The sequence below is a fragment of the Kineococcus haloalkalitolerans genome, assembly GCF_050871905.1.
In the GTDB taxonomy this organism is placed as follows: Bacteria; Actinomycetota; Actinomycetes; order Actinomycetales; family Kineococcaceae; genus Kineococcus.
The window spans coordinates 34,354-61,302 of sequence record NZ_JBJLSH010000025.1; the positions used below are offsets into that span (position 1 = coordinate 34,354).

The window sequence follows — 26,949 nt, forward strand, 5'->3', positions numbered from 1 at the left end:
GGAGCGGGTCAGCGGGCCGTCCGGACGGCGTGCAGCGCCTTCGCGCCGAGCAGGTAGTACCGCATCCACAGCGTGACCGCGACGTACCGGGCGCGGTTGCGCGGTGAGGGCACCTCGAGGTCGCCCGAGCGGCGCACCGTCGAGCGCAGCGCCGGGTTGAGGCTGGCGCGCAGGACACCGGGGTCGAAAGCCGGGCGCCCGTCGCGCCGACGCGTCTCCACGTCCCCCCGGGTCACGCGGCGCGCCTTGCCGTGCAGCTCGGCCATCCGCCGACGCGCCGGGTGGGCGACCTCGGCGGCCGGGCACCACAGCGCCCGCACCCCGGCGCGGGAGGCGCGCTCGCCCCACTCGCGGTCCCCGCCGCTCTTCAGCCGCTCGTCGAAGGCGCCGACGGCGTCCAGGGTCGAGCGGCGCACGACCATGTTCGCCGTCGCGGCCCAGCCCTCGACGGTGACGTATCGCTCCTGGCGCAGGAAGTTCAGCGAGTCCCACAGCTCCGCCGCGGTGGGCCGGGCCGGGTCGGCGCAGAACAACCGCACACCGCCGCCGACGAAGCAGGGTCCGGTCCCGGCCTCCTCGGCGGCCAGCAGGGCGCCGACGGCCTCGCGCAGCCAGTGCGCGGTGGGCACGCAGTCGCTGTCGGTGAAGGCGATGACGTCCCCGCGCGCGCCCAGCAGGGCCGCGTTGCGGGCCGCGTAGCTGCCCGGAGTGGTCTCGCGCACCAGCGAGACCACCTCCAGGGCGTCCAGGGCGCCCTGCAGGTCCCGGTTGTCGCCGTTGTCGGCGATGACGACGTCCACGGCGCCCGGGTAGTCCTGGGCGGCCAGCGCCCGAGCGGTCAGCAGCAGCGAGCCCCGGTCCCCGTGGACGGGCACGACGACGGTCACCGAGGGCCAGGCGCGCCCCGTCGCACCGGGCCGCGGGTCGGCGGCGGTGTCCTCGCCCGCGCCGCGCAGGTCGGCCGGAGCGCTCACGCCACCGACCGCCCGCGCCGGCGCGCGGCCGAGCGCACCATCAGCCCGGCCGCGTAGGGCACGTCGTGCACGAGGTAGCGCTTGGCCATCCGCCGCGGCTCCTTGGCCAGGCGGTGCACCCACTCCAGGCCGCTGCGCTGCACCCACTCCGGGGCGCGCGAGACCTCTCCGGCGACCATGGTCAGGCTGCCCCCGCAACCGACGAACCAGGTCTCGGGCAGGTGCCGGCGCAGCAGCTGCATCAGCCGCTCCTGCTTGGGGAAGCCCAGCGCGACGAACACGAGGTCCGGCTTGGCGTCGACGACCGCGGCCACGGTCGCCTCCAGCTGCTCCTCGCGCCGCTCGAAGCCGAACGGCGGGCAGTGCCAGCCGGCGACCCGCAGGTCCGGCACCTCGTCCTGCAGCGTGTCCGCGGCCCGCTCGGCGATCCCCTCCGCACCGCCGAGCAGGAACACGGACCGCTCCGCGGTGGCCGCGGCGCGCGAGAGCGTCCACACGAGCGAGGAGCCGGTGACCCGCTCGGGCAGCTCCTGGCCCTGCAGCCTGCTCGCCCACACGATGGGCATGCCGTCGGGCACCACGAGCTCGGCGTCGTCGGCCAGGTCGCGCAGGGCCGGCCGGCGCAGCTGCCGCAGGATGTCGACGTTGGGGGTGACGATGCAGCCGCCGTCGCCGCGGTCGAGGGCGGCGACGACGTGCGCGACGACCTCGCTCTCGCGCAGGGCGTCGAAGGCGACGTCGTCCACGCGCACGCGCAGGCGCTCGCCGGGCGGGGTGGCGGTGACCCGGGTGGACACGGCGGGCGCCGTGGCCGCCCGGTGCGCGGGATCCGGACGCTCATCACCTGCGAGCGAACGTCCACTTACGCTGTGTAGCGAGCTGAGTGAGCGGGGAGCTGAGGAGTCGAGGACCATGAGGATCTCCAGGGGGAGTGGATCGCGGTCAGCGCGTGGAGGTGTCCCGCTGCCAGGCGCTCGCGCGCCTGCGACGGGCCAGCACCCGGGACACGACGGTGACGGCGGTGTAGACGGCGACGGACGGGACGAGGCGGGGTCGCGTCGTCGCGAGCCGCAGGAGCGCGGTGGTCGTCGTGGTCGTGGTGCGGTCGAAGGCGGCGCGGTCGCCACCGCCTCCCCCGTCGACGCCGTCGCCCGGTCCGCTCGGGACCGGACGCCCCCCGGCGTCGTCCGCAGCCGCCGGCAGGCGGCTGAGCTCGGTGTTCCCGGACGCGGTCCGGGTGCGCACCTTCAGCAGGTTGCGCAGGTCGCGCGGAGCGCTGACGACGAACTCGCCGTCGCTGGTGGCGCGCTCGGAGCGGTGGAACGTCCGCTGGACGAACAGGTCGTCGCTGGTCACGGCCGGGAAGTCCCCGAACCGCGCCCGCCCCCGCTCGGACATCCCGTACACCCCCAGGCCGACGAGGCCGTCGGTCACGTACGGGATCTCGCGGTAGACGGCGTAGAAGGCCCGCACGGGCCAGGAGGACGCGGACACGTCGAACACCACGCGCGGGGACGCCACGAGGACGTCGTCGCGGCGCAGCGTCGCGGCCAGCGCGTCCAGCGTGCCGGGCGCGAGGCGGATGTCGGCGTCGAGGTAGATCCGCGGGAAGGCGGTGGCCGCGGCGTCGCCGGCGCTCAGCGCGGCCGCCTTGGACGGCTGCGCCAGCTCCACGACGCGGGCGCCGGCCGCGCGCGCCACCTCGGCGGTGGCGTCGGTGCAGCCGTTGGCGACGACGACGACCTCGGGGACCTCGCGCCCGCCCTGGGCGGCCAGCGCCGCCAGCGTGCGGGCCAGGGGGCGCTCCTCGTCGTGGGCGGGCACGACGACCGACACGGTGGGCGCCGTCCCGGCCACGGGGACGAGGGCGGCGCGCGGGGAGGGGAGGTCGCCGGGCGCGGTGCGCTCGCCGGTCACCGGGCTCGTGCTCACGGGTCCCCTCCTCCCTGCTCTCGTGCTTGTCGATCGCTCGTCCAGCGGTTGACGGTCACCTCAGGTCACTGGTCGGAGCGCATGGTAGCCAGCCTTCACGGTCCGAGCGCAAGCCCTCACGGTGATCTCCTGGGGCGGGAGGGACTGCTGGGACGTCTCCGCCACCTCCCTCAGTAGGCCCCGCGCCCGCCCAGGACGGCCTTCACCGTCTTGGCCAGGATCAGCGCGTCGAAGGCCGGCGACCAGTTCTCCACGTACTGCAGGTCCAGGCGCGTGGACTCCTCCAGGTCGAGGTCGGAGCGCCCGCTGACCTGCCACAGGCCCGTCAGGCCCGGCTTGACCAGCAGCCGGCGGCGCAGGTCGTGGCCGTACTGGGCGACCTCGCGCGGCAGCGGCGGGCGCGGGCCCACCAGCGACATCGAGCCGGTCAGGACGTTGAGCAGCTGCGGCAGCTCGTCGAGGGAGTAGCGGCGCAGCAGGCCGCCCACGCGCGTGATGCGCGGGTCGCGCTTCATCTTGAACAGCAGGCCGTTGCCCTCGGACCGCTCGCGCAGGTCGATGAGCCTCTGCTCGGCGTCGACGACCATCGAGCGGAACTTGACCATCGTGAACTCGCGACCGTCGCGCCCGACCCGGCGCTGGGTGAAGAACACCGGCCCCCGGCTGTCGACCTTGATCGCCACGGCCAGCGCCAGGAACAGCGGGCTGAGCAGCAGCAGGGCCAGCGCCGCGGACCCGCGGTCCAGGGCGGCCTTGCCCAGGTGGCGCACCCCGCGCAGCTCCGGGCGCTCCACGTGCAGCAGCGGCAGCCCGGACACCGGCCGGATCGCCACGCGCGGGCCGACGACGTCGGTCAGCGCCGGCGCCACGACCAGGTCGGCGCGGGTGTCCTCCAGCTCCCAGCCCAGCCGGCGCAGCACCGGCCCGTCGAGCTCGGGGCAGGTCAGGGTCGCCACGACGTCGGCGTCGGTGCGCCGTGCCACCGCGGCGACGTCCTCCAGGCCGCCCACGACGGGCACGCCGAGCGCCTCCAGCTCCGGGGACGTGCGCCCGCCGGGCGTGCAGGCGGCGTCCACGCGCAGGCCGTGGTCGGTGTCGCGCCGCACCTGGCGCACCAGGGCCGCGACCGCGCCCGGGTGGCCGGCCACGACGGTGGACTGCGTGCACGAGCCGGCGGCCCGGCGCCGGTGCAGGTGCCGGCGGGCCAGCAGCCGACCGGCGACGGTGAGCACCCCGGCCACCGGCAGGGCGACGACGACGAAACCGCGGGCCACGTCCAGCGCGAACGCCCAGCTCGTCGTGCCCACGAGCGCGACGACCGTGGTGCCGGCCAGCAGGACGCGCTGGAACTCCTCCGAGCCGACCCCGAGGAATCGGGGCTCGTAGGCGCGGAACAGCAGCATCGTCACCACCCACAGCGGGGGCAGGACGAGCAGGGCCCAGGCGGCCGAGACGCCGCTGATGCTGGCGGCGGCCCCGGCCTCGCCGAAGCGCACGACCCAGCCGGTCAGCGCGGCGAGCAGGGCGGCCAGGGCGTCGGAGACGACGAGACCGGCGGTGTACTCGCGCTGCCAGGGCGCGCGCCGGGCCGCGGGCGGGCGCCCGCCGGCGGGGGTGGTGGTGCGCCGCGGCGCCGGCACCAGCGGGCGCAGCAGCGGCAGGAAGGGTTCGGCCGTGCCCACCGTCCCCGCCGCGGCGCCGGTCGGTGCGTCGACGACCCGGCGCTGCTGGGCCGGGAAGTGCTGCGCCGTCAGGGCGCGGGCGTCATCGGTCGCCACGGTGTCTCCCCCGTCGTGTCGGGCTGGTGGGCTCGTCCACGGCGGTGTGGCACGCGGTTCACCCGTACGTGGCGTCAGGAATCACGGACGGGTGAAGTTGTGGTGCCGACTGTAGCCGGGTGTCACCCGTCCGCCGCAAGTCCCTCACAGCTGGTGCACGAGCTGTTGAGCACGGGACACGCCGAGCACGTGAGGCATCTCACGGTGAGCAGCCGCTCGGACACGCAGGGCGACAGGGCTGGGCCAGGAACGCGACGAGGGCCCCACCCTGGCGGGTGGAGCCCTCTGGAGGTGGAGCTGAGGGGACTCGAACCCCTGACCCCCTCGTTGCGAACGAGGTGCGCTACCAGCTGCGCCACAGCCCCTCACCGGCGACCGTCCCGGAGGACCGCCGCAGCAGGCACGAGGTTACCAGGTGCCCGACGGCGGCCCGCACGCGCCGCTCCTCAGCGGGCGGCGGCCCGGGGCAGGTCGCGCAGGTCCAGCACGCGCGGCAGGTCGTCGTCCAGCAGGTCGGCGTCCAGCTCGCGGTCCACGGCCGTCAGGTCCACGGTGCGCGGCACCGGGGTCGTCCACGTGCGCGCCTTCGGCTTGAGCAGGTAGGTCGGCAGCGGCACCGGGGCGGGCGTCCACCCACCGGCGCGGGCCGCCGCGACGACGTCGACGTCCTCCAGCTCGACGTCGTAGCCCGCGCCGTGCCCCGCGCCGGGGCGGACGTCCGCCGCCGGGGACACCGGAGCGGCAGCCGCGGCGGGGGCCGCAGCAGCCGCGGGGGCCGAGACGGGCTCGGCGGTGCGGGGCGCCGGGACGGGCCGGGCCGTCGCCGGCGCCCGCACCACCGGCGCGGCGGCGGGAGCGGCGGGGGCGGCGGTGGGCACGGGCTGCGCGAGCGGGCGGGGCGCCGGGGCGCCGTGGCGGGCCAGCGCCGCCAGCACGAGGCCCAGGACCGCGGTCGGCGCGAGCGCCGGCCACCACGGCAGCGCCGGACCGGCCAGCGGCACGAGCACCGCGGCCAGCCAGGCCGCGGCCGTCGCCGACGCCAGCACGGCCACGAGGCGGCGGCGCCGCCGCACGACCTCGCGCCCGCGGGGGGCGACCGGCCGGGCGGGGCTCGCACCGGCGGGCCCGGGAGCGGGCACCGGAGCCGCCGGCTGGGCGGCGGACCGGGAGGCGGGCGCGGCCGGCGCGGCGGGGAGGGCCGGACGGGCGGGCCCGGTGAGGACCGGGCGGCTGGAGGCCCCGGTGAGCGCGGGTGCCACGGCCGGGACCGCGGTGCCCGCGCGGCGGACCACCACGCGCAGGGCCTCCGACTCCCGGTCGGCGGTGCGCGCGGACGCGACGCGGCGCCGGGCGCGGATCCGGCCGGGCACCAGGTAGGCGGCCGTCAGGACGACGATGGCGAGGAGGGCGAGGCCGCTGGCGGACACGTGCGCCACGGTAGGGGCGGCGGCACCGCCCCTCGGGGACGTCACGGGTGTGTCGCGCCGGGTGTCCGTGACCTGCCAGCGTGCGACGGCCGCGGAGCACCCGCACCCCGGACCGTGTCGGCGGCCGCCAGGCCCGCGCGAGCCCCTCTCAGGCCGGCCGCAGCGCCCGGTAGCGCGCCAGCAGGCCCTCGGGGACCTCCTCGGCGGTGACCGCGAAGGTGCGGTGGTCGCGCCACTCGCCGTCGATGTGCAGGTAGCGCTCGCGCAGTCCCTCGTCGCGCAGGCCCAGCTTCTGCGCCACCCGCAGCGAGGCGGCGTTCTCCGGGCGGATGTTCACCTCGATCCGGTGCAGGCGCAGCGCCCGGAAGCAGTGGTCGCCCGCCAGCGCCAGCGCGACGGGGATGGTGCCGCGGCCGGCGACGCGCTGGTCCACCCAGTAGCCCACGTGCGCCGAGCGCAGCGACCCCCACGTGATGCCGGAGACCGTCACCTGCCCGACCAGCCGGCCGTCGCGCTCGACGACGAACGGCAGCATCCGCCCGGCGCGCGCCTCGCGGGAGAAGCCGCGCACCATCTGCGCGAACGTCGGCGCCGGCCCGGCCGGCTCGGGGCTGGTGGCCTCCCACGGGCGCAGCCAGGAGGCGTTCGCCGCGCGCACCGACCGCCACGCCGCGGCGTCGCGGCGGCGCAGCGGGCGCAGGCGCACCGGCCCCTCGCGCAGCTCCACCGGCCACACGGGCGTGCTCACGCGCCCGCCCGGCCGCCGCCCGGGCGGGGGTGGTCCCCGCCGCGCAGCTGGTCCACCGCGTGCTCGAGGAACCCCGACAGGACCTCGACGCCGTCGCGGGCACCGCCCGGCGAACCGGGCAGGTTGACGACGAAGGTGCGCCCGGCGACCCCGGCCAGGCCCCGCGAGAGCACGGCCGTGGCCACGCCCTTGGCGGCGCCCGCGGCGCGCAGCGCCTCCGCGACGCCCGGCACCTCGTGGTCGAGGACGCGGCGGGTGCGCTCGGGCGTCAGGTCCAGCGGGGACAGGCCCGTGCCGCCGTTGGTGACGACGACGTCGTAGCCGGCCGCCACCGCGTCGCGCAGCGCCTCCTCCACCGGGTCCCCGTCGGGCACGACGACCGGCCCGTCGACCGCGAACCCGAGGGCGCGCAGGCCGTCGGCCACGACGGGACCGGAGTCGTCGGCGTACACGCCGGCCGCGGCCCGGTTGGAGACCGTCACCACGAGGGCGGTGCGGGGTGCGGCGCCCGATCGCTCAGTCATCGACGCTCCAGTCCCCCGAGCGGCCGCCGCTCTTGGCGGTCACCCGCACCCCCTCGATGACCGTCCGCCGGTCGACGGCCTTGACCATGTCCACGAACGTCAGCGCGGCCACCAGCACGCACGTCAGGGCCTCCACCTCGATGCCGGTGCGGTCCGCCGTGCGCACCGCGGAGCGGATGCGGACGCCCTCCTCGCCGGGCGTCGCGTCGACCTCGAGGTCGACCTCCACGGCGTGCACCGCCACAGGATGCGCCAGCGGGACGAGGTCCGGGGTGCGCTTGGCCGCCTGCAGCCCGGCGATGCGCGCCACGGCCAGCGCGTCGCCCTTGGGCAGCCCGCCCTCGGCGATCAGCGCGAGGACCTGCGGCGAGCAGCGCACGCGCCCCTCGGCGCGCGCCTCGCGGACGGTGACCGGTTTGGCGGACACGTCGACGACCCGGGCGCGGCCGGCGTCGTCCAGGTGCGTCAGCCGCGGCGCCGGCTCCTGCCCGCTCACCGCTGCTCCGCCAGCGGCGCCGGGCCCAGCAGGACGCACTCGACCTCGTCGCCGGGCTCCACGCGGGCCACCCCGACCGGCACGACGGCCAGGCAGGTGGTGCGCGCCAGCGCCGTCACCAGGTGCGAGCCGTGCCCGGAGACGGGCCGCACGCGCAGCACGCCGTCGCCGTCGCGGTGGTGGGCGGCCCGCACGTACTGCCGCTTGGCCGGCGGGGAGGACCAGCCGGCGTCGGCGACGGCCGTGACGACGGGCCGCTGCGGGTCCGGGCCGTCCTCGCCGAGCATGCGGCGCAGCGCGGGGCGCACGAACACCTCGAAGGACACGAAGGAGCTGACCGGGTTGCCCGGCAGCGTGAAGACGGGTGTGCGCTGCTCCCCCAGCCGCCCGGCGCCCTGCGGCATGCCCGGCTGGACGGCGACCCGGTCGAAGCGCACGTCCGGGGAGGCCGACAGGACCTCCTTGACGGTGTCGTAGGCGCCCTCGCTGACCCCGCCCGAGGTGACGAGGACGTCGGCGCGCACCAGCTGGTCGTCCAGGACGGCGGCCAGCTCGCGCGGGTCGTCGCCGACGACGCCCACCCGGTAGGCGAGGGCGCCGAGCTCCTCCGCCGCGGCGGCCAGCAGCGGGCCGTTGGCGTCGTGCAGCTGCCCGGGCGCCAGCGGCGTGCCGGGCTCGACGACCTCGGTGCCGGTGGACACGACGACCACGCGCGGGCGCGGGCGGACCCGCACGCGGGCGCGCCCCAGCGCCGCGAGCACCCCCACGTGCCGGGCCTGCAGGCGGGTGCCGGCCTCCAGGACCACCACGCCGGCCTCGACGTCCTCCCCCGCCCGGCGCACGTGCTGCCCGGCGGCGGGCGCGCGGTGCACCCGCACCCGCGAGACGCCGCGGTCGGTGTGCTCGACGGGCACGACGGCCTCCGCGCCGGGCGGCACGGGCGCGCCCGTCATGATCCGCACGGTCGTCCCGCCGGTCAGGCGCACCGGCTCCGAGGGGCCGGCGGCCACGTCGCCCACGACGGGCAGCTCGACGGGGGTGTCCTCGCCGGCGCCCGCCACGTCGGCCAGGCGCACCGCGTAGCCGTCCATCGCGGAGTTGTCGAAGCCCGGCAGCGGACGCGGGGACACGACGTCCTCGGCGAGCACGCAGCCGAGGGCGTCGCGCAGCGCGAGGTCCAGCGGGCGCAGCGGGCGCACGAGGTCCAGGCAGCGCCGCAGGTGCTCCTCGACCGGCACCAGCGGCGGGGGTGGCGGGGGCGGGCCCGCGGGGGTCTCAGCGCTCACGCGTCCTCGGTACCACCCCGCGGGCCGCTGCGCCCGGCCGCACCGCCGGGACGGGGGTGCTCAGCTGCGCGCGCCGGTGCCGTAGTTCTCCGCGAGCCAGGCGCGCAGCTCGGCGCCGATGTCCTCGCGCTCACCGGCCAGGCGCACGACGGCCTTGATGTAGTCGAGCTTGTCGCCGGTGTCGTAGCGGCGGCCGCGGAAGACGACGCCGTGCACGCCGTACCCGGGGCCGTCGCCCTGCGCGAGCACCTGCAGGGCGTCGGTCAGCTGGATCTCCCCGCCCTTGCCGGGCGGGGTCTCGCGCAGCACGTCGAAGACGGCCGGGTCCAGCAGGTAGCGGCCGATGATGGCGAGGTTGCTGGGGGCCTCCTCGCGCTTGGGCTTCTCCACCAGCCCGGAGACCTTGACGACGTCCTCGGTCCCGGTGGGCTCGGCCACGGCGCAGCCGTAGAGGTGGATCTGGTCCTCGGGGACCTCCATGAACGCCACGACGCTGCCGCCGTGCTCCTCGCGCACGGCGATCATCGTGTCGAGCAGGGGGTCGCGGGCGTCGACGATGTCGTCACCGAGCAGGACGACGAACGGCTCGTCGCCCACGTGCTGCGCGGCCACCAGGACGGCGTGCCCGAGGCCCTTGGGGTCGCCCTGGCGCACGTAGTGCACCTGCGCGAGGTCGGTGGACTCCTGCACGCGGGCGAGCTTGGCGTCGTCGCCCTTGGCCTGCAGACCGACCTCGAGCTCGACGTTGCGGTCGAAGTGGTCCTCGAGCGGCCGCTTGTTCCGGCCCGTGATCATGAGGACGTCGGTCAGGCCGGCGCGGACCGCCTCCTCGACGATGTACTGGATGGCCGGGGTGTCGACGACCGGCAGCATCTCCTTGGGCATCGCCTTGGTGGCCGGCAGGAAGCGGGTGCCCTGTCCGGCGGCGGGGATCACGGCCTTGCGCACGGGGCCGGGACGCTCGTCGCGTTCGCTCATGGGGCCGGAGGCTACCGCGGGCGGCTACCGGCGGCGGCGGGGCGATGACCGTGCGCAGCAGCGCTGCTCCGCGCGCGCGACGCGCGAGGGCTCGACGCGCCGCACCGGCGGGAGGCAGACTGCCGTCGAGGACGACGGCGGAACCCCCGCAGCGCGCGTCCCGGACCCTGGAGCCGCCGTGCCCGTCACCGACGACCCCGTGACGGGCGAGGTCCCCCTCGCCCGCACCTCCCCCTCGACCGGTGACCCGGCGCCGCAGGTGCGCGCGGACCCCGTGGAGGTCGAGGCCCGCAAGGCCCGGCTGCGCGGTGCCCTGCGCGAGCGCCGGCGCCAGCGCGACGCGGCCGAGAGCACCGCGCTCGACGCCGCCCTGGCCCGCACGCTGCTGGCCTGCCCCCTGCTGCAGGGCTGCGGCCGCGTGGCGCTCTACGCCTCACGGCCCGGTGAGCCGGGCACCCGCTCGACGCTGGACGCGCTGCGCCGGCAGGGCGTCGACGTGCTGCTGCCGGTGCTGCGCGCCGACGCCGACCTGGACTGGGAGCTGCGCGCCGGGGCCGCGCCGGCGCGCGGCAGCCACCCGCCGCGCGGGCCGGTGGGCCCGCACGCGGTCGCCGGCGTCGACCTCGTCCTGGTGCCGGCGCTGGCCGTCGACACCGCCGGCCGCCGGCTGGGGCAGGGCGGGGGCAGCTACGACCGGGCGCTGCGCCGCGTGCCCCCGCGGGTGCCGGTCGTGGCGGTCGTGCACGACGACGAGGTGCTGGACGCCGCCGTCAGCCCGCTGCCCGTCCTGCCGCACGACCGGCCCGTGCAGGGCGTGGTGACGCCGACCCGCTGGCTGTGGCTGCTGGCCTGACCGCCGGCGACACCACGTCACCAATCTGCTACCCCGTGTGATTACGGTGGGGCATGGGTCCCCACCGGCGCGGAGCCGCCCCCACCCGGCCGGCCCGGCGCACCCGGTCCACCCGGCTCGCCGCGGTCCCGCTGGCGGCGCTGCTGGCGAGCCTGCTCGCGGGCCAGCCCGCCACGGCCGCCCCGACGCCCGCGCCCGCTCCCGCCGGCGCGCTGGCGCCCGACCTGGAGCTGCGGTCGGCACCGGCCACCGGGGCGCTGCTGCTCGAGGAGCGCACCGCCCGCCTCGCCCCCGGGCTCGTGCTGGAGCAGCGCGCGGAGCTGACCGCGGCCGGTCCCGTCCGCAGCCGCGTCCTGCGCCTGGCGCCCGGCACCGGCACCCGCCCGCGCCTGCTGCAGGACGGGCTCAGCGGACCCCGCGAGCCCGCGGCGCTCGCGGCCGCCGGCGGGGCCGTCGCGGCCGTCAACGGCGACTTCTTCGACATCGACCGCACCGGCAGCCCGAACGGCCCCGTCGTGCGCGACGGCACCGCGCTCAAGGCCGCCGCCCACCCGCAGGCCGTCACCTCCCTCGACGGCGCTCTCGCCGACCTGCTCCTGCGCGGCACCGCGACCGTCGCCGGGCGCGGCTTCCCCCTGGCCGGGCTCAACCCCGGCCAGGTCGGTCCCGACGCCGTCGCGGTCTACACGCCCGACTGGGGGCGCGGCGACCGCGCGCTCGCCGCCGCCGGCGGGGTGGAGCTGGAGGTGCGCGACGGGCGGGTCAGCGCCGTGCGGCCCGCGCCCGGCGCCACGCCCGTCCCCGCCGGGGGGCTGGTGCTGCTGGCCACGGGCACGGCGGCCGCCGCCCTGGCCGGCACGCCCGTCGGCGCTCCCGCGAGCACGGCGTGGGACGTGCGCGACGTGCCGCCGGGCGACGCGCTGGGCGCCCGCCTGGTCCTCGTCCGCGACGGCCGCGTCGCCGCGGTCGACACGGCCGACCCGCTGTGGAGCACCCCCCGCGCCCGCACGGCGATCGGCTGGACCGCCACCGGGGAGCTGCTGCTGGTCACCGTCGACGGCGGCACGGCCCGCTCGCGCGGGTGGACCGCGCTGGAGACCGCCCGCGCCGTGGCGGACCTGGGCGCCCGCACGGCCGTGATGCTCGACGGCGGCGGGTCCGCCCAGCTGGTCGCCCGCGCCCCCGGCACGGGCGCCGCCGCGGTGGTCGGCGAGCCCTCCGACGGCGCCCCGCGGCCCGTGGCCAACGCCGTCGGCCTCGTGCCCGCCCCGGGCGACGGGCGCCCGGCCGAGCTGCGGCTGGTCACCGGGCCGTCCGGGTGGTCGCCGGGCGCCGACGACCCCGCCGAGGCCCTGCGCCTCTTCCCCGGCCTGGCGCGCGAGGTGCGGGCCGAGGCGCTGGACGCCTCCGGCGCCCCCGCCGGTGCACCGGTCCCGGCGTGGACGTCCAGCGACCCCGGCACGGTCGCGGTCGTGCCGGGCGCAGCGGCGGGCACGGCCTCGCTGCGGGGCGCCGCCCCCGGCACCGCGCGGGTGCGCGCGGCCCCGGGAGGCGGCGTGGGCGGGGAGCGGGAGGTGCTCGTCCTGGGCCGGCTGGCCGGGCTGTCACTGGTCGCGGACGACGCCGACGGCCCCGACGCGGCGGTGCCCGTGCTGCCCGGAGCCGGTGACAGCGTCGACGTCGTCGTCCTCGGCCGCGACGCCGAGGGCCGCGCGGCCCCCGTGGACGCCCGCGAGGTCACCGTCCGCACCGACCCGGCGGTCCTGCGCGCCGAGGCGCTGCCGGACGGGCGGCTGCGGCTGAGGGCCGTGGCCGTCCCCGCCGCGGGCGGCACCCGCGTCGGCCTGAGCGCGGCCGGGGTGAGCGCGAGCGCCGGGGTGTCCGTCGGCCTGCGGGCGGTGCGCGTGGACGACCTGGCCGACGCGGGCCGCTGGAGCGCGGCCGGCACCCGCGCCGCCGTCACCGCGACCGCCGTGCCCGCGACCGGGCTGCCCGGCGGGGGCGGGGCCCTGCGCCTGTCCTGGGACGTCGCCGGGCAGAGCGCGGGCACGTCCGTGGCCGCGCTCGTGCCCGCCGCCCCGCTGCGGCTGCCCGCCGGTGCCCGCGAGGTGGCGCTGGACGCGCGCGCGGACGGGCGCGGCGGGTGGCTGCGCGCGGTGCTGCGCGTCGACGGCGCCGACCGGCCCGTGACGCTGGCGCCCGCGCTGGACTGGACGGGCTGGCGGCGGGTCAGCGCGCCCGTGCCCGCCGGCGCCCGCGACGTGCGCCTGGTGCGCGTGTACGTCGCGCACACGGACGTGACGCGCCGCACCTCGGGCGCCCTGGACGTCGCCCGCCTCGACGCGGCGGCCGCGTCGCCGCCGCCCGCGGCCGCCGACCCGGGAGCCGCGACCGGGCGGGTGGACCCGGCGCTGGAGACCGCGCAGCCGCTCGCCGGCGGGCCCGCGCCGGTGGCGGTGCTGGCGGGCACGGCCGTCGAGGCGGCGCGCCCGGCGAGCGTGGAGGTGCTGCGCCGCGCCGTCGCCGACGCCGTGGCGGCCGGCGCCGGGCGGGTGGTCCTCGCCGGCGGCGTCGCCGGCCCGGCGGGGGGCCGCGCGGGCGCCGCGGACGTGCGCGCCGTGCGGGACGTCCTCGACCGCTCCGGCGTGCCGTGGGAGTGGGTGCGCGGGGACTCGGAGCTGGGCGCGGACCTGGGGCCGGGGGCCGGCGCCCGCCGGGTGGACGACGCCGGGACCCGCTGGCTGCTGCTGGACGCGGCGGGCGGGTCGCTGGGCGCGGCCGACCCCGGGCAGCTGGCGTGGCTGCGCGCGGAGCTGGACGCCGCCGGCCGCGAGGAGGGGGTGCGCGGGCTCGTCGTGGTGAGCGCGCACGGGCCCGGCTCGCTGGCCGACCCGGACGAGGCGGCGCTGCTGCGCGGGTGGCTGGCCGACTGGCGCGAGGAGACCGGTGGGCGGGTGGCCGTGGTCGCCGGCGGCGCGCCGGGTGCGAGCACCGCGGGCGTGCAGCGGCGCGAGGGGGTGCTGGAGGTGACGGCCGCCAGCGGGACGGGGGTCCCGGGGGCGCCGCCGGCGTGGACGGCGCTGGCGGTGGACGCCGCGGCCGCCTCCCGCCCGTCGGCGGGCTCGGCGGCCGTGCCCGGGCGCGACGACGGCTGGCTGCGGGTCGCGACCCGGCCGGTGCTGACCTCCGCGTCCGCCGGTGACCTCGTCCTGGCGCCGGGGGCCCGGGCCGCGCTGGCGGTGACCGGCACCGCCGCCGGGGGCGGTGCGGTGGGCGTGCCCGCGGCGGCGGTGCGCGTCTCGGGGCCGGGGCTGGCGGTCCGCCCGCCGGCGCCGGACGGGCGCCGGGTGCCGCGCGCGGGCACCCTCGCGGTCCTGGACCCCCGGACACTGGAGGTGACCGGGGTGTCGCCGGGGACGACGACGCTGCGGGTGGAGGCCGGTGGGCCGGTGACGACCCTGCAGCTGCGGGTCGGGTGAGCCGCGCCGAGGGCCCGGCGCGGCTACCATTGGCACTCGACGGGCCCGAGTGCCAGAGCCGGGCCCCGCAGCGCCGCCGCGGCAGCGCCGCGCGCCCGAGCCCAGGAGACGACGTGCCCACCTACGCCTACGCGTGCCAGGAGTGCCAGCACAGCTTCGAGGTCCGCCAGTCCTTCAGCGACGACGCGCTGACCGACTGCCCCGAGTGCTCCGGCCGCCTGCGCAAGCTCTTCAACTCCGTCGGCGTGGTCTTCAAGGGGTCCGGCTTCTACCGCACCGACTCCCGCAAGACCCCGTCCGAGCCGTCCGGGTCCTCCAGCTCCTCCGGCGGCTCTGCGAAGGACTCCTCGAGCTCGTCCTCGTCGAGCTCGTCGTCCTCCTCGGGCTCGTCGTCGACCACGTCGTCCGGGTCGTCCTCCGGCTCGTCCTCCTCCAGCACCTCGGCGGCCTGAGGCCGCTCCGGCGGCGGGGTCCACACCCCGCCGCCGGGCACCGCTGTCCACAGGGGCCGGCGCGCGGCCCGGAGCCGGCGGCGAGCGCTGCCTAGCGTCCCCGCGTGCTCGCCGACAGGTCGACCCGACCCACCGCCCCACCGGTCCCGCCCGCGGGCCGGGGCCCGGCCGCGCGACGACGCCGGCGGCGGGCGCGCGGCTGGCTGAGCGCCGGGCTGGTGGCGGGCGCGGGCGGCCTGGCCGTGGCCGCGCTCGCCCCGCCGGCGCCCGCGACCACCACCGTCCTCGTGGCCGCGCGCGACCTGCCCGCGGGCAGTCCCCTCACCGGCGGCGACGTCGTGCCCGCCGCCTGGCCGCGCGAGCTCGTGCCGCCCGGGGCGCTGACGAGCGCCGACGGCGCCGTCCTGGCGGGTCCGCTCGGCCGCGGTGAGCCGCTGACGCGCACCCGCACGGCCGGGCCCGGGCTCCTGACCGGGCAGCCCGCCGGCGCGGTGGCCGCCCTGGTCGACCTGCCCGCCGGCGCGCCGCCCGGCCTGGCGCCCGGCACCCGCGTCGACGTCCTCGCCCGCGTCCTGGACCCGGTGACGGGCGCCGTCACGGGCGCGACCGCGCTCGCGGTGGACGTGCCCGTGCTCGCCGTCGCGGGCGGCGCCCCACCCGGCAGCTCGAGCGCGGGCCCCGGGGGTGCGTGGCCCGGCGGGGGCGCCGGGGACGGTCCGGGCGCCGTCGTGGTGGCCGTCGGTGCGAGCACGGCGGCGGACCTGGTGGCCGCGGCCGGCCGCACCGTCCTCGTCGTGCGCGGGACGTGAGCGCCGCGCGCCCGGGTTCCCGGTCCGGGAGGTCAGTCCCAGTGCGGCGGGCGCTCGCGCAGGAAGCGCTCGTCGTCGCCGTCGTCCCCGCGGGCCTCGCCCCAGCCGAGGTCGCCGTCGTCGGCGGAGCGCTCGTCCTCCAGCGGCACCTCGCGCTCGCCGTCCTCGCCCGGCCCCCCGCTCACCGGGTCCCCCGCCCGCCGCGCCCGGCCCCCGCGGGCGCCACGGCCCGCGAGCGCACCTGCTCGTCGAGCACCGGTCCCGGCGTCCGGGGCGTCGGCGGTCGCGGCCCGGCGTCCGCGGGCTGCGGATCGACGCCCCGGGGGTCGGCCGCGTGCAGGTCCCCGGCGCGCAGGTCGATGGTGCGCGGGGTCAGCGGGCCGCCCGTCGTCGGAGCGCCACCCAGCGAGCGCCAGGCCCCGGCGATGCGGCGGGCCTCGCCGGCCGGGTCGGCGTGGACGTCCCCGGAGGTCGAGCGCAGGCAGTGCCAGCCGGCGCGCTCCCAGCGGGCCGGGCGGGCGACCTCGCGCTCCAGGACGTCCGGCTCGTCGGCGGCGTCCAGGTCGACGGCCACGGCCGGTCCCCCGCCGGGCGCCTGCACCACCAGCGGCAGGGCGGCGCCGGTCCCGACGCCCGTGGTCACCGGCAGGCCGGCGTCCGCGCAGGCCGCGGCGAGGCGGGCGACCAGCGCGCCGGGGTCCCCGGTGGACGGCCGCAGCTCCCCGGCGGCCTCCCAGTCCAGCGCCAGCCGCAGCAGCTCCGCCGGGACCGCGCGCTGCCCCTCGGACGCGGTGTCGTCCACGACGAGGGTGGTGCGCCGGCGCGAGCGGGTGAGCGCCAGGCGCACCTGCGCGCGACCGGCGGGGCCGGTCCAGACCCCCACCGGCGACCCGGAGCCGGTCGCGGAGCCCGCCGCGGCGGCCACGACGACGACGTGGTCGCGCCGCTCCCCCGGCCACAGCGCCGCCTCGGCCACGAGCAGGGCGGCGGGCAGGCGGACACCGGCGTCCCCGGCGCGCAGCCGCAGCGCGGCGGTGACGGCGTCGGCGGTCACCGTGTCGGCCAGCACCACGCCCAGGCTCTCGCGGGGCCGGGTGCGCAGGGCCTCCAGCACCACGTCGACGGTCAGGTCGACGACGGCCTCGGGACCGCGGCGCGCCCCGGCGGGCCGGCCGGACGTGCGCTCCACGCGCCGCGCCCCCGTCCACGCCGCGGGCAGCGCCTCCGCCCCGGCGTCGGCGGCCGGCCCGGCGAGCAGGGACTCCTCCAGGCAGGCGTGCTGGCGCGTCAGCCGCAGCGCCGGCAGCACCCCCTCGCTCTCGGCGAGCAGGTCGCGCGGGCTCGACGGGTCGGCCGCGGCGGACGCGGCCGGGCGGGGCGCCGGGCCGCCGGTGGGCGGGGGCGCGGGCGGGCCGGGCAGGGCCGGGTCGCCGACGACGACGACCTGCGCGCCGCGCGAGAGGGCCGGCAGGACGGCGGCGGTCGCCACGGCCTCGGCGCCCAGGACGAGGACGAGGTCCGCGGCGGGCTCCTGGTCGCCGGCGCCCGGCACGGCCCCGGCGCCCAGGACGGCCGCGGCACCGGCCGGGGACAGCGCCCAGCACGGCAGCACGTCGGCCACCGCGGCAGCGGGCGCGGCGGCACCCGCAGCGCCGGCACCCGCAGCGCCGGCACCCGCAGCGCCGGCACCCGCAGCGGCCGCGCGGTCGAGCCGCGCGTCGACGGCCGCCCGCACCCCGCGGGCGGCGTGCACGTGCGCCGCCGCGACGGCCAGCTGCAGGTCGGCGCGCGCCTGGCGCAGCGCGTCGCTGTCCCCGGCGCCGACGAGGGGGTCGTCGAGGCTGACGACGTCCAGGACGCCCGACCACCAGGCGGCCTCGACCTCCGCGGCCAGGTCGAGGCTGCCGGGCCCCGCCCAGCGGGCGGCGAGGTCCTCCACGAGGGGCTGCCAGCCGGCGGCACCGAGCTCGCGCAGGAGCGTGGTGCGCCGCGGGAGGGTGTCCAGGGCGTCGACGTCGCGCTGCAGCGCGGCCAGCTGCGCGCCCAGCTCCGGCAGCGGCAGCTCGACGAGGCTGCCCTCGGCGCGCAGCCGCTCCGGCAGCACCTCGGCCAGCGCGTCCAGGTCGTCGCGCAGGGCCACCACGGCCACCTGCGCCTCGGCCAGCCCGTCGGGCACGTGGGGCGCCGCGTCGCGGGTGGTGAAGCGCTGCCAGGCCAGGCGCTGCGCGCGCGCCTGCTGCAACCAGTCGTGCAGGTGCTCGGTGCTGTCGGCGACGACGCCCTCGCGCAGCATGGCGCGCGCCTGCCGGCGCAGCCGCCACCGGGCCAGCGGGCCGGTGCGCACGCCGTGGCTGCGGCGCCAGTCGGCGGTGGCGGTGGCAGCGGCCACGTCGCCGAGGGAGCGCGCGAAGACGTCCGCGCCGAAGCGGCCGACGGTCAGGCGCACGCCCTCCAGCAGCTGCAGCTGCTCGACGGCCTCGGCGACCGAGGCGGCGCCGCGCAGGCCGGCCGCGTCGGCCAGCGTGGCGGTGCGGGCGCGGGCGCGGGGCAGCTCCTCCTCCACCACGCGCCGCAGCCGCCGCCGGGTCGCGTCGGCGGCCTCGTCGCTGGTCAGGTCCGCCCCGGCCCAGCAGCTGGTGTCGGGGGTGACGTCGAAGGCGCCCAGGCGCACCGCCTCCTCCAGCCGCGCCGCCCACCCGGGCAGGTCCTCGCGCCGGCAGGCGGCCAGGTGCTCCCCGCGCAGGCGGCGCGTGGTGGAGGGGGCGGTGGGCCGGGCGGCGAGCTCGGCGAGGGCCTCGCGGGCCTGGTGGGCGCTGACCCCCCAGGGCGCGCGCGGGGTGTGCAGGGCGTCGGCGGTGGCGGCCAGGACGGCGGCCAGGCGCTTCACGTCCTGCTCGGGACCACGGTGCTGCTCCTGCGGCGCGGCGCGCCCGTCGCGGCGGCGCTCGTGCTCGGCGAGCGCGGCGCGCACCTGCCGCTGCGCGGCGGCCGCCACGGGCGCGGCGCTGAGCTCGCCGTCGAGGTGGAGCACGAGGGAGCCGAGCCCCGCCCCGCGCAGGCGGTCGTCGACCGCGCGCCGCTCGGCCGCGGCACCGGCGACGAGCAGGACGGTGCGGCCGTGCTCGGCGGCGGCGGCCACGAGCGCGGCGGCGACCTGGGTGGCGCCGGTGCCGGCGGGCGCCACGAGGCGCAGGTCGCCCCCGGCGGTGACGTGCTCGACGGCGCGCCGCTGCGCGGGGTCCAGCGGCAGCGGGGACCGCGCGGGGCTCGCACCGCCACCGTCCGGGGTGGCCGTCCCGGCCCACGGCCCGGGGCCGGGCGCGGGGGCCCGGCGCTCGGCGAGGGCCTGCACGACGCGGTGCCCGCGCACACGGGCGCCGCGGCGGCGCAGGTCGGCCAGCAGGTCGGCGGAGGGGTCGGCGAAGGCGGCCAGCAGCAGCCGCCGCTCCACCCGCAGGCCGGGGGCGGCGTGCAGCTGGCGGCGCACCTCCGCCAGGGCCGGGTCGGGGTCGAAGCCGCGGTGGCGCCCTACGGCGCGCAGGACGGCGGCGGTGTCCAGCGGCAGGCCCAGCTCGCGGCGGGCGGTGGAGGCCAGGACGGGGTTGACGAGCACCTCGTCGTCGAGGCGGACGACGTGGTCGTCGGGCGCGTCGGCGGGCACCTCCAGCGTGCAGCGGCGCAGCAGCAGCGGCACCCGCCGCGAGGGCGCGCCGTCCCCGCGCCAGCTGACGACGCCCACGGCCAGGGCCAGGCCGCGGGTGCCGTGCTGGGTGAGCAGGACCTGGGCGGTGCGGTGCACGGCGCGGGCGCGCTCGCGGGCGGTGGCGTGGGCACCGGCCTCGCGCACGAGGCTGGACAGGGCGGTCGGTGACCCGGCGAGCAGCTGCGCCAGGCCCGAGGGGTGGGCGGTGGTGAGGTCCAGCCCGGTGCTCGTGCCGTCGGGGCAGTGCAGCAGCGCGGAGGGCACGCCGAGCGCGGAGGCCTCGTCCCACCAGCGCCGGCGGGTCAGGTCACCGGTGCCCGCGGGAGCGCCCGCGGCCGCGGCGTCCCTCGTCGCGGTGGGGGTCCCGCCGGGTGTCCGCCCGGCCTGCCCGGGGGTGGCCGGGGCGTCGTCGGGCACGGGCTCGTCCACCCCTCCACAGTAGGCGCTCCGCCTCACTCCCCCGCCGCGGCGACACCGCCCGTCCGTGTCCGCTCACCGTCCGTGCGGGCCGTGCTGCCGAGGCGCTGCAGGGCGACGAGGGTGACGTCGTCGCGCACGCGCCCGCCGCTCCAGCGGCGGGCGACGTCGAGGGCCTCGTCCACGATCACCGCGGGGGTGAGCTCCTCGTGGTCGGCCAGGGCCTGCAGGAAGCGGTCGACGCCCAGCTCGTCGGTGCTGCCGGTGGGACGCGCCTCGACGAGGCCGTCGGTGTAGACGACGAGCGTGGAGCCCGGCGCGAGCGGCACGGTGGCGGCCGTCCACGCGCCCGGCACGTCCAGGTGCAGCCACGACAGCAGCGGACCGGTCGGCCGCAGCTGCGACACGACCCGCACCCCCTCGGCCCCGGAGCGCACGACGAGCGGCTCGGGGTGCCCGGCGTTGGCGTAGGTGACGAGGCCGGAGTCGGGGTCGACGACCGCGACGACGCAGCTGGCGAAGCGCTCCGCCTCGTCGGCGAAGACGCGCGCGGCCATCGCCAGCGCCAGGTCGGGCTCGGGGGCCAGGTGCAGGGCGGCCTCCAGCAGCCGCTTGAGCTGGATGGCGACGATGCCGGCGCGGGCGCCGTGCCCGGACACGTCGGCCACGACGACGGCGTAGCGGCCGTCGCGCAGGGGCAGCACGTCGTACCAGTCGCCCGCGAGGAGCCCCTCGGCCGGGCGCAGCGCCGCCGCGGCCGCCCAGCCGGGCATGTCCGGCACGGGGTGCGCCTGGAGCTGGTCGCGGACCTCCGCGACGAGGGGCTGGCCCTGCGCGAGGGCCTCGCGGGCGGCCACGGCGTCGGCGAGCTCGTCGAGGATGCGCCGGCGCATCGTCTCCGCCGAGGACGCCACGGCGGCCAGCTCCGGCGGCCCGGCCAGCCCGACGGGCGTCTGCAGGTCCCCGCCGCCCACGCGCAGCATCTGCGCGGACAGGTGGTCCAGGGGGCGCAGCACCCAGCGGCGGACCAGGTAGAGGGCGGTGGCGACCAGGACGATGGCCACGGCGGCGACGGCGACGACGAGGAAGAGCCAGTTCCTCTCGCGCTCCGCGGCCTGCGTGATGGTCCGGCTCCGCGCGTCGTCGAGCCGGCCGGCCAGCACGTCGATCTGGCTGTAGGTGTCGAGGAACTGCCGGCCGGCGGGCCCTCCCCGCTGCGACTGCTCGATGCTCTCGAGGTTGCCGGAGCGGACGGCCTGCAGCTGGCCGTAGGTGATGAGGCTCCACCGGTCGACCTCTTGGCTGATCGCTTCAGCCTCCTCGTGGAAGGCCTCGATCCCGGTGTCGTCGACGGCGTCCACGAGGGTCGAGAGCTGAGTGTCGACCTCCTCCTGCAGGACGCCGCGCTCAGCGAGGTCGGCGAGGTCCCGAGTGACCATGTAGCGCTGGTGGGTGACGTGCAGCTCGACGAAGTCGCGGCGGAAGTCCGTCGCGGCGGTCACCGCGGCGTCCCAGCTGTCGGGATCGTCGCTGACCTGGTCCCGGTTGAGGAGCCCGACGACGACGACGGTCGCGAACACCACCACCACGGCGAGGAACGCGGCCGCGATGACGGCCACCCGCCGCTGCAGGGAGGTGCGCAGCATGAGCCGGTGCCACGCCCGTGCCACGCGCGCCAGCGCCACCACCTCCACTCCTCCGGACCGCCCGGTCCCGGCGGGTCCGGGGCGGCCGCCGTCGCCCGCCCAGTGTCGACGACAGTGCCGTCGACGGTCACCACCTTGTCACCCGTCACGCCCCGTGCACGAGGGACACCCGTCGTCACCGCGCGCGGTGGGCGCCGGTGCGGTTGGCTGGCCGCCGGAACGGGCGCGAGGGGGAGGAGCCGACGTGGGGGTGCCGGGCGGCTGGCCGGCGGGACTGGTGTGGGTGCGGCACGGGCAGAGCGTCGGCAACGTGGCCGACGCGCGCGCCCGGGCCAGCAGCTCGGAGGTCGTCGACGTCGGGGAGCGCGACGCGGACGTGCCGCTGTCGGCGCTGGGGCACCGGCAGGCGCGCGCGGTGGGCCGCTGGCTGGCGGCGGACGCGGACGCGCCCCCGCTGCCGGAGGTGGTCGTCACCTCCCCGTACCGGCGGGCCCGCGCGACGGCGGAGGCCGTGGTGGCGGCGCTGGGCGAGGCGGGTCACGACCCGGGGCGCCTGCGCACCGACGAGCGCCTGCGCGAGCGCGACCTGGGCTGGTGGGACGGGCTGACGGGCGCCGGGGTGCGCGCCCGGTACCCGGAGGAGGCCGCCCGCCGCGACCACCTGGGCAAGCTGTACTACCGCCCGCCGGGCGGGGAGAGCTGGTGCGACGTGGCGCTGCGGGTGCGCAGCCTGCTGCGGGACCTGCGCGCCGAGCACGCCGGCCGGCACGTGCTGCTGGTCAGCCACCAGGCGGTGGTGATGAACGCGCGGATGGTGCTGGAGGACCTGGACGAGGAGGAGGTCCTGCGCCTGGACCGGGACGAGCCGCTGGCCAACTGCTCGGTGACGGCGTACCGCGCGGGCCCGGACGGGCCGGTGCTGGACGTGGCGGGCGACACGACCGCCGTGGCGGACGTGGCGGACCTGGCGGTCACCGACGACGAGGTGGACGACGAGCCGGACGACGCGCCCGCGGGCGCGTCGGGAGCGGCCCGGTGAGCGGGCGCGCGGCCGAGGCCGCGACGACGGTGACGTCGGCGCTGCTACGCGAGTGGCCGCTGCCGCCGCCGGGGTCGGGCAAGGAGAGCCGCGGGCGCACGCTCGTGGTGGGGGGCAGCACCCGCACGCCGGGCGCGGTCCTGCTGGCCGCGGAGGCGGCGCTGCGCTCGGGCGCGGGCAAGCTGCAGGTGGCGACGACGCGCACGACGGCCGCGGGCCTGGCGGTGGCGCTGCCGGAGGCGCTGGTGCTGCCGCTGCCGGAGACGCCCGGCGGCGGGATCGACGCCTCCGCGGGCGAGGAGGACGGCGAGCTGGCCGACCTGGCCGGGCAGGCGGACGCCGTGCTGCTGGGGGTGGGCGCGGTCGGCGAGCCGGACGTGTGCGCGCTCCTGGAGGCGGTGGTGCCGCCGCTGTCGACGACGGTGGTGCTGGACGCGCTGGGGCTGGCGGCCGTGACGCGCGACGAGACGTTCCTGCACCACCTGGACGGCCGGGCCGTGCTGACCCCGAACGCGACGGAGCTGGCGATCGTGCTGGGCGCCGAGCCGGAGGATGTGGAGCGCGACACCGCCGGGGCGGCGGTGGAGCTGGCCCGCCGCAGCCGCTGCGCGGTCGTGGCCGGCGGCGGGACGAGCTGGATCGCCGCGCCGGACGGGCGGCTGTGGAGCGACCCGTCGGGCGGCGCCGGGCTGGGGGTTTCGGGGTCCGGGGACGTCCAGGCCGGCATCGTCACGGGGCTGTGCGCGCGCGGCGCGGAGCCGGTGCAGGCGGCGCTGTGGGGGGCGTACCTGCACGGGCGGGCCGGGGACCGGCTGGCCACCGAGGTCGGCCGGCTGGGCTTCCTGGCGCGGGAGCTGCCCGCGCAGGTGCCGCGCGTCCTCGCCGAGGTCGAGGTCTAGGACCCCCGGCGGGGCGCGTCAGACGAGCAGCGCGGAGGCGGTGGGCACGAGGTCGGCCAGCGGGATGCCGAGCCGCCACGTCGTGGACGAGCGGCTGCCGGCGGCGTGCGGGTCGCCCTCGGGGCCCTCCCACGCCTGCGGGTGGGCGGTGACGGTCCAGGCGCCCGGGCCGGCCTGGCGGGCGCGGTCGGCGAGGCCGGCGTCACCGGCGCGGACGGCGGCGGCGGCGATGACCTCCACAGCGCGCCCGAGGGAGCGGGCGTCGTAGAAGGACACGGTGCAGCCGGTGGTGGTGGCGGTGGTGTCCACCAGGATGCAGCCGCTCTCGGTCAGGGCCGCCTGGACGGCGGCGGTGGCCGCGTGCTGCCGCGGCGCGCGCCGCTGGGCGGGGACGGTCTGCTCGGCCCGGGGGCGGGCGACGGTGGGGGCCATGACGGGTACTCCTCTGGGCGACGACGTCGGCCGGTGTCGGAGTCGCCGTCGACTCGGCCTCCGACACCCAGCAGACGGCATCGGTCGGCGTTCGCTGCGGCTTGAGCATAGGCGCTCCGCGACCGTGGTCGGGACGGGTGGGTCGCCATGTTCGTTGCAGGAGAACGACATGGCGTCGTAGCGGCGCGGTGTTCGACGATGGCGAACGCTCCGGGCGGGCGGCGACGGTGCCCCGCGGCCCGCGGCGCCTCCCCCGCTAGACTCGCCACGGCCCGCCCGCGCGGGCCGCGCCTCCGTAGCTCAGGGGATAGAGCATCGGTTTCCTAAACCGTGTGTCGCAGGTTCGAATCCTGCCGGGGGCACCCTCCCTCCACCGCCCTCCCGTCCCGCCGCTCACCGCGCGGACGCCGTCGCGGGCGAGGACGATGGGCCTCGCAGCGCTGCGGCGTCGCGGCGCTGCGGCGTCCGGGAGGAGCAGCGCCGTGACCGAGCACCCGTCCACCCCCCGTCCCCCGCGCGCCGGCGCGGCGCTCGCGCTGGTCACCGTCCTGGTGACCGCGTGCGGCACCGGTCCCGCCGGGCCCCCCGCGCCCGGTACCTCCCCGCCGCCGCCCCCGCCGTCCTCCTCGACGGCGACGGCGGGCCCGTCCGCTCCGCCGGAGCTGGTGACGGTCCCCGCCTACTACGCCGGTCGCACCGGGATGTCGGGCGGCCTGGAGGTGGCGCTGTACCGCGAGTTCGCGCGGGTGCCGCTGGACGGCGACCGGGTGGCGACGGCCCTGCGGGTGGCGCTGTCGCCGCCGCGGGACCCGGACTACCTCGTGCCCTGGCCGGAGGGCACGCGGCTGCTCGGCGTCGAGCGGCTGGAGGACCTCGTGACGGTGGACCTGTCGGCCGAGGCGGCCACGCCACCGCCGGACGCCGACGCGGCTCTCGCGCAGGCCGCCCTGCAGCAGGTCGTGCACACGGTGACGGCCGCGGACCCGTCGGTGGCGGGGGTGCAGCTGCTCGTCGACGGCTCGCGCGTGCCCGACCTGTGGGACCTCGGCGCCCACGCCGGGGAGGCGCTGGCGCGCGCGAGCGCCGCGGAGGTGCTGGGGCCGGTGTGGGTGCTGCAGCCCGAGGAGGGCGCGCGGGTGACCTCCCCGGTGACGGTCGCCGGTCGGGCGACGGTGTTCGAGGGCACCGTCGGCTGGGACGTCGTGGACGCCGGCGGGCGGGTCGTGGCGCAGGGCTGGACGACGGCGTCGGCGGCCGGTCCGGGGCGCGGCGACTTCTCGGTCGTCGTGGACCTGCCGCCGGGCGAGCACACCGTGCGGGCGTTCAGCGAGTCCGCCCGCGACGGCTCGCGCGTCGCGGAGGACTCCAAGGCGGTGACCGTCACCGGCTGAGCCGTCCCGGTGGCTGCCGGGCACCCCCCTCCCCTGCCGGGAACGAGAAGCGTTCCCAGCACCGGTAGGGTGCACGCCCGTACCCACCGGAGGAGGACGGCGCATGACCCTGCTCGACGTCCGGGGACTGACCGTCCGCCACGGGTCGCGCACTCTGCTGCACGGGCTCGACCTCACCGTCGACGCCGGTACCCGCGTCGCCTTCCTCGGCCCGTCCGGCTCGGGCAAGTCGCTGACCGCCGCGGCCGTCCTGGGCCTGCTGCCCCCCGCGCTGCGGGCGACGGGCAGCGTCGCCCTGGAGGGCACCGAGGTCCTCGGGGTGCCGGCGGCGCAGCGCCCCGCGCGCCTGCGACCGGGGGCGGTGCGCCAGGACTCCGCCTCCGCGCTGCACCCGCTGCTGCCGGTGGGCCGCCAGCTCGCCCTGCCGCTGGGCGGACCGCGCCGCCCCGCGCGCGAGCGCGTGCTCGAGACGCTGCGCACCCTCGGCCTGCGCGAACCCGCCCGGATCGCCGCCGCCCTGCCCTCGGAGCTGTCCGGCGGGCAGCGCCAGCGCGTCTGCCTGGCCCTGGCGCTGGCCACGCCGTCGCCGCTGCTGGTCGCCGACGAGCCGACCACGGCCCTCGACGTCGTCACGCAGGCGCAGGTCGTGGACCTGCTGCGCGAGCGGACGGGTCCCGGCCGGGGTCGCGGGCTGCTGTTCGTCACCCACGACATCGCGGTGGCCGCGGCGCTGTGCGAGGAGGTCGTCGTCCTGGACGCCGGCCGGGTCGTGGAGCGCGGTGCGACCGCCCGGGTCGTGGCGCAGCCCGCGCACGAGCGCACCCGCGAGCTCGTGGAGGCGGCCCGCGCGGTCGACGCCCACCTCGTGCGGGCCCCGCTGCGCGCGGCGGAGGCCTCGTGAGCCTGCTCGTCTGCACCGGCCTGAGCCGACGCGCGCTGCGCGACGTCGACCTGTCCGTGGGCGCCGGGGAGCGGGTGGGCCTGCTCGGGGAGTCCGGCGCCGGCAAGACGACGCTGCTGCGGGCGCTGCTGGCCGTGGAGGCCCCGGACGCGGGCGAGGTGCGCTGCGGGGGGCGCCCCGTGCTGCACGGCGGCGCCCGCCGGCTGCGCTGGTACCGCCGCCTGGTCCAGCACGTGCCGCAGGACCCCGCCACGACGCTCGACCCCCGCGCCACCGCGCGCGAGCTGGTCGCCCTGCCCGTGCACCGCCTGGGCACGCCCGCCGAGCGCCGCCGCGCCCGCGACCTCGTCGAGGACGCCCTGGACGCCGTGGAGCTGCCCGCCGAGCGCCGCGACGCGCGCCCGCCGCAGCTGTCCGGCGGGCAGGCCCAGCGGGTGGCGCTCGCCCGCGCGCTCGTGCTGCACCCGCGCCTGCTGCTGGCCGACGAGCCCGTCAGCGGCCTGGACCTGCCGCTGCGCGCCCTGGTCCTGTCGACCCTGCGGCGCGTGTCCACCGAGCGCGGCACCGCCCTGCTCCTGGTCTCCCACGACGTCGCGGCGGTCGCCTCGCTGTGCGAGCGCACCGTCGTCCTGGCCGACGGCCGCGTCGTCGAGGACCGGCCGACCACGCAGGTGCTGCGCGACCCGCAGCACGCGACGACCCGCGCCCTCGTGGCCGCCGTGCCCGTCCTGCCCTGACCCGCGGCGCCCGACCGCCCCGCCCGACCCACCCGCCCGACCCACCCG

23 protein-coding genes and 2 tRNA genes are annotated in these 26,949 nt (G+C 79.3%); 10 read left to right on the forward strand and 15 right to left on the reverse strand.

The features are described 5' to 3' along the window. Positions 1-8 precede the first annotated feature (8 nt). From ACRYMY_RS11415 to galU, 11 genes are all read right to left on the reverse strand, one after another. Positions 9-974 (reverse strand): glycosyltransferase family 2 protein, encoded by a 966-nt coding sequence (locus ACRYMY_RS11415; protein WP_432547378.1) that lies wholly within the window; start codon positions 972-974, stop codon positions 9-11. Beyond that, entirely contained in the window at positions 971-1,771 is an 801-nt protein-coding gene (locus tag ACRYMY_RS11420) for a WecB/TagA/CpsF family glycosyltransferase (RefSeq protein ID WP_432547379.1), read from the reverse strand. The genes ACRYMY_RS11415 and ACRYMY_RS11420 overlap by 4 nt, the downstream gene beginning before the upstream one ends. A gap of 145 nt (positions 1,772-1,916) precedes the next feature. Continuing rightward, the gene (locus ACRYMY_RS11425) at positions 1,917-2,906 is read right to left on the reverse strand and encodes a glycosyltransferase (protein WP_432547380.1); all 990 of its coding nucleotides are present in this window, start codon (positions 2,904-2,906) and stop codon (positions 1,917-1,919) included. A gap of 170 nt (positions 2,907-3,076) precedes the next feature. Beyond that, positions 3,077-4,684, reverse strand: coding sequence for a sugar transferase (locus tag ACRYMY_RS11430; RefSeq protein WP_432547381.1), 1,608 nt, complete (start codon positions 4,682-4,684; stop codon positions 3,077-3,079). A 292-nt stretch (positions 4,685-4,976) separates the two neighbouring features. After that, positions 4,977-5,049: transfer RNA gene (locus ACRYMY_RS11435), tRNA-Ala, on the reverse strand. 81 nt (positions 5,050-5,130) lie between these two features. Continuing rightward, the gene (locus tag ACRYMY_RS11440) at positions 5,131-6,111 is read right to left on the reverse strand and encodes a hypothetical protein (RefSeq protein WP_432547382.1); all 981 of its coding nucleotides are present in this window, start codon (positions 6,109-6,111) and stop codon (positions 5,131-5,133) included. A gap of 148 nt (positions 6,112-6,259) precedes the next feature. After that, complete coding sequence (locus ACRYMY_RS11445) at positions 6,260-6,859, reverse strand: GNAT family N-acetyltransferase (RefSeq protein ID WP_432547383.1); 600 nt, start codon at positions 6,857-6,859, stop codon at positions 6,260-6,262. After that, complete coding sequence (locus tag ACRYMY_RS11450; protein WP_432547384.1) at positions 6,856-7,383, reverse strand: MogA/MoaB family molybdenum cofactor biosynthesis protein; 528 nt, start codon at positions 7,381-7,383, stop codon at positions 6,856-6,858. The genes ACRYMY_RS11445 and ACRYMY_RS11450 overlap by 4 nt, the downstream gene beginning before the upstream one ends. Beyond that, positions 7,376-7,879: a cyclic pyranopterin monophosphate synthase MoaC gene (gene moaC / locus ACRYMY_RS11455; protein ID WP_432547385.1), complete on the reverse strand. Its 504-nt coding sequence runs from the start codon at positions 7,877-7,879 to the stop codon at positions 7,376-7,378. Before moaC ends, ACRYMY_RS11450 begins: the two co-directional genes overlap by 8 nt. Further along, positions 7,876-9,165: a molybdotransferase-like divisome protein Glp gene (glp, locus tag ACRYMY_RS11460; protein ID WP_432547386.1), complete on the reverse strand. Its 1,290-nt coding sequence runs from the start codon at positions 9,163-9,165 to the stop codon at positions 7,876-7,878. The genes moaC and glp overlap by 4 nt, the downstream gene beginning before the upstream one ends. A gap of 60 nt (positions 9,166-9,225) precedes the next feature. Next, positions 9,226-10,143 carry a UTP--glucose-1-phosphate uridylyltransferase GalU gene (gene galU / locus ACRYMY_RS11465; RefSeq protein ID WP_432547387.1) on the reverse strand — a complete coding sequence of 306 codons (918 nt, stop codon included), beginning with the start codon at positions 10,141-10,143 and terminating at the stop codon, positions 9,226-9,228. Positions 10,144-10,321: 178 nt separating this feature from the next. Between galU and ACRYMY_RS11470 the strand changes: the two genes are divergently transcribed. The 4 genes from ACRYMY_RS11470 to ACRYMY_RS11485 all read left to right on the forward strand — a co-directional run bounded on the left by ACRYMY_RS11470 (position 10,322) and on the right by ACRYMY_RS11485 (position 15,736). Then, complete coding sequence (locus ACRYMY_RS11470; RefSeq protein ID WP_432547388.1) at positions 10,322-10,996, forward strand: 5-formyltetrahydrofolate cyclo-ligase; 675 nt, start codon at positions 10,322-10,324, stop codon at positions 10,994-10,996. Positions 10,997-11,049: 53 nt separating this feature from the next. Beyond that, a complete protein-coding gene (locus ACRYMY_RS11475) occupies positions 11,050-14,475 on the forward strand; it encodes a phosphodiester glycosidase family protein (RefSeq protein WP_432547389.1) in 3,426 nt (1,141 codons plus the stop codon). 113 nt (positions 14,476-14,588) lie between these two features. After that, positions 14,589-14,927, forward strand: coding sequence for an FmdB family zinc ribbon protein (locus ACRYMY_RS11480; protein WP_432547390.1), 339 nt, complete (start codon positions 14,589-14,591; stop codon positions 14,925-14,927). A 104-nt stretch (positions 14,928-15,031) separates the two neighbouring features. Continuing rightward, entirely contained in the window at positions 15,032-15,736 is a 705-nt protein-coding gene (locus ACRYMY_RS11485) for an SAF domain-containing protein (protein WP_432547391.1), read from the forward strand. A gap of 32 nt (positions 15,737-15,768) precedes the next feature. Here ACRYMY_RS11485 and ACRYMY_RS11490 read toward each other — a convergent pair whose 3' ends face one another. The 3 genes from ACRYMY_RS11490 to ACRYMY_RS11500 are packed head-to-tail and all read right to left on the reverse strand — an operon-like array spanning position 15,769 to position 21,541. Next, positions 15,769-15,921 carry a hypothetical protein gene (locus ACRYMY_RS11490; RefSeq protein ID WP_432547392.1) on the reverse strand — a complete coding sequence of 51 codons (153 nt, stop codon included), beginning with the start codon at positions 15,919-15,921 and terminating at the stop codon, positions 15,769-15,771. Then, complete coding sequence (locus ACRYMY_RS11495; RefSeq protein WP_432547393.1) at positions 15,918-19,868, reverse strand: hypothetical protein; 3,951 nt, start codon at positions 19,866-19,868, stop codon at positions 15,918-15,920. The genes ACRYMY_RS11490 and ACRYMY_RS11495 overlap by 4 nt, the downstream gene beginning before the upstream one ends. A gap of 23 nt (positions 19,869-19,891) precedes the next feature. After that, positions 19,892-21,541 (reverse strand): PP2C family protein-serine/threonine phosphatase, encoded by a 1,650-nt coding sequence (locus ACRYMY_RS11500; protein ID WP_432547394.1) that lies wholly within the window; start codon positions 21,539-21,541, stop codon positions 19,892-19,894. 205 nt (positions 21,542-21,746) lie between these two features. On the opposite strand from ACRYMY_RS11500, the gene ACRYMY_RS11505 reads away from it, so the two are divergent. Together ACRYMY_RS11505 and ACRYMY_RS11510 are read left to right on the forward strand one after the other, a co-directional pair. Continuing rightward, positions 21,747-22,541, forward strand: a complete 795-nt coding sequence (locus ACRYMY_RS11505; RefSeq protein WP_432547395.1) for a histidine phosphatase family protein — start codon at positions 21,747-21,749, stop codon at positions 22,539-22,541. Continuing rightward, positions 22,538-23,440 (forward strand): NAD(P)H-hydrate dehydratase, encoded by a 903-nt coding sequence (locus ACRYMY_RS11510; protein WP_432547396.1) that lies wholly within the window; start codon positions 22,538-22,540, stop codon positions 23,438-23,440. Before ACRYMY_RS11505 ends, ACRYMY_RS11510 begins: the two co-directional genes overlap by 4 nt. A gap of 18 nt (positions 23,441-23,458) precedes the next feature. Here the strand turns inward: ACRYMY_RS11510 and ACRYMY_RS11515 are convergent, their stop codons facing one another. Further along, the gene (locus ACRYMY_RS11515) at positions 23,459-23,872 is read right to left on the reverse strand and encodes a hypothetical protein (protein WP_432547397.1); all 414 of its coding nucleotides are present in this window, start codon (positions 23,870-23,872) and stop codon (positions 23,459-23,461) included. Positions 23,873-24,161: 289 nt separating this feature from the next. On the opposite strand from ACRYMY_RS11515, the gene ACRYMY_RS11520 reads away from it, so the two are divergent. From ACRYMY_RS11520 to ACRYMY_RS11535, 4 genes are all read left to right on the forward strand, one after another. Continuing rightward, positions 24,162-24,234: transfer RNA gene (locus ACRYMY_RS11520), tRNA-Arg, on the forward strand. Between the two features lie 120 nt (positions 24,235-24,354). Then, positions 24,355-25,263 carry a Gmad2 immunoglobulin-like domain-containing protein gene (locus ACRYMY_RS11525; protein WP_432547398.1) on the forward strand — a complete coding sequence of 303 codons (909 nt, stop codon included), beginning with the start codon at positions 24,355-24,357 and terminating at the stop codon, positions 25,261-25,263. A gap of 103 nt (positions 25,264-25,366) precedes the next feature. Then, on the forward strand, positions 25,367-26,164 hold the full coding sequence (locus tag ACRYMY_RS11530) for an ATP-binding cassette domain-containing protein (RefSeq protein ID WP_432547399.1): 798 nt from the start codon (positions 25,367-25,369) through the stop codon (positions 26,162-26,164). Next, complete coding sequence (locus ACRYMY_RS11535; RefSeq protein ID WP_432547400.1) at positions 26,161-26,901, forward strand: ABC transporter ATP-binding protein; 741 nt, start codon at positions 26,161-26,163, stop codon at positions 26,899-26,901. The genes ACRYMY_RS11530 and ACRYMY_RS11535 overlap by 4 nt, the downstream gene beginning before the upstream one ends. Positions 26,902-26,949: the final 48 nt, after the last annotated feature.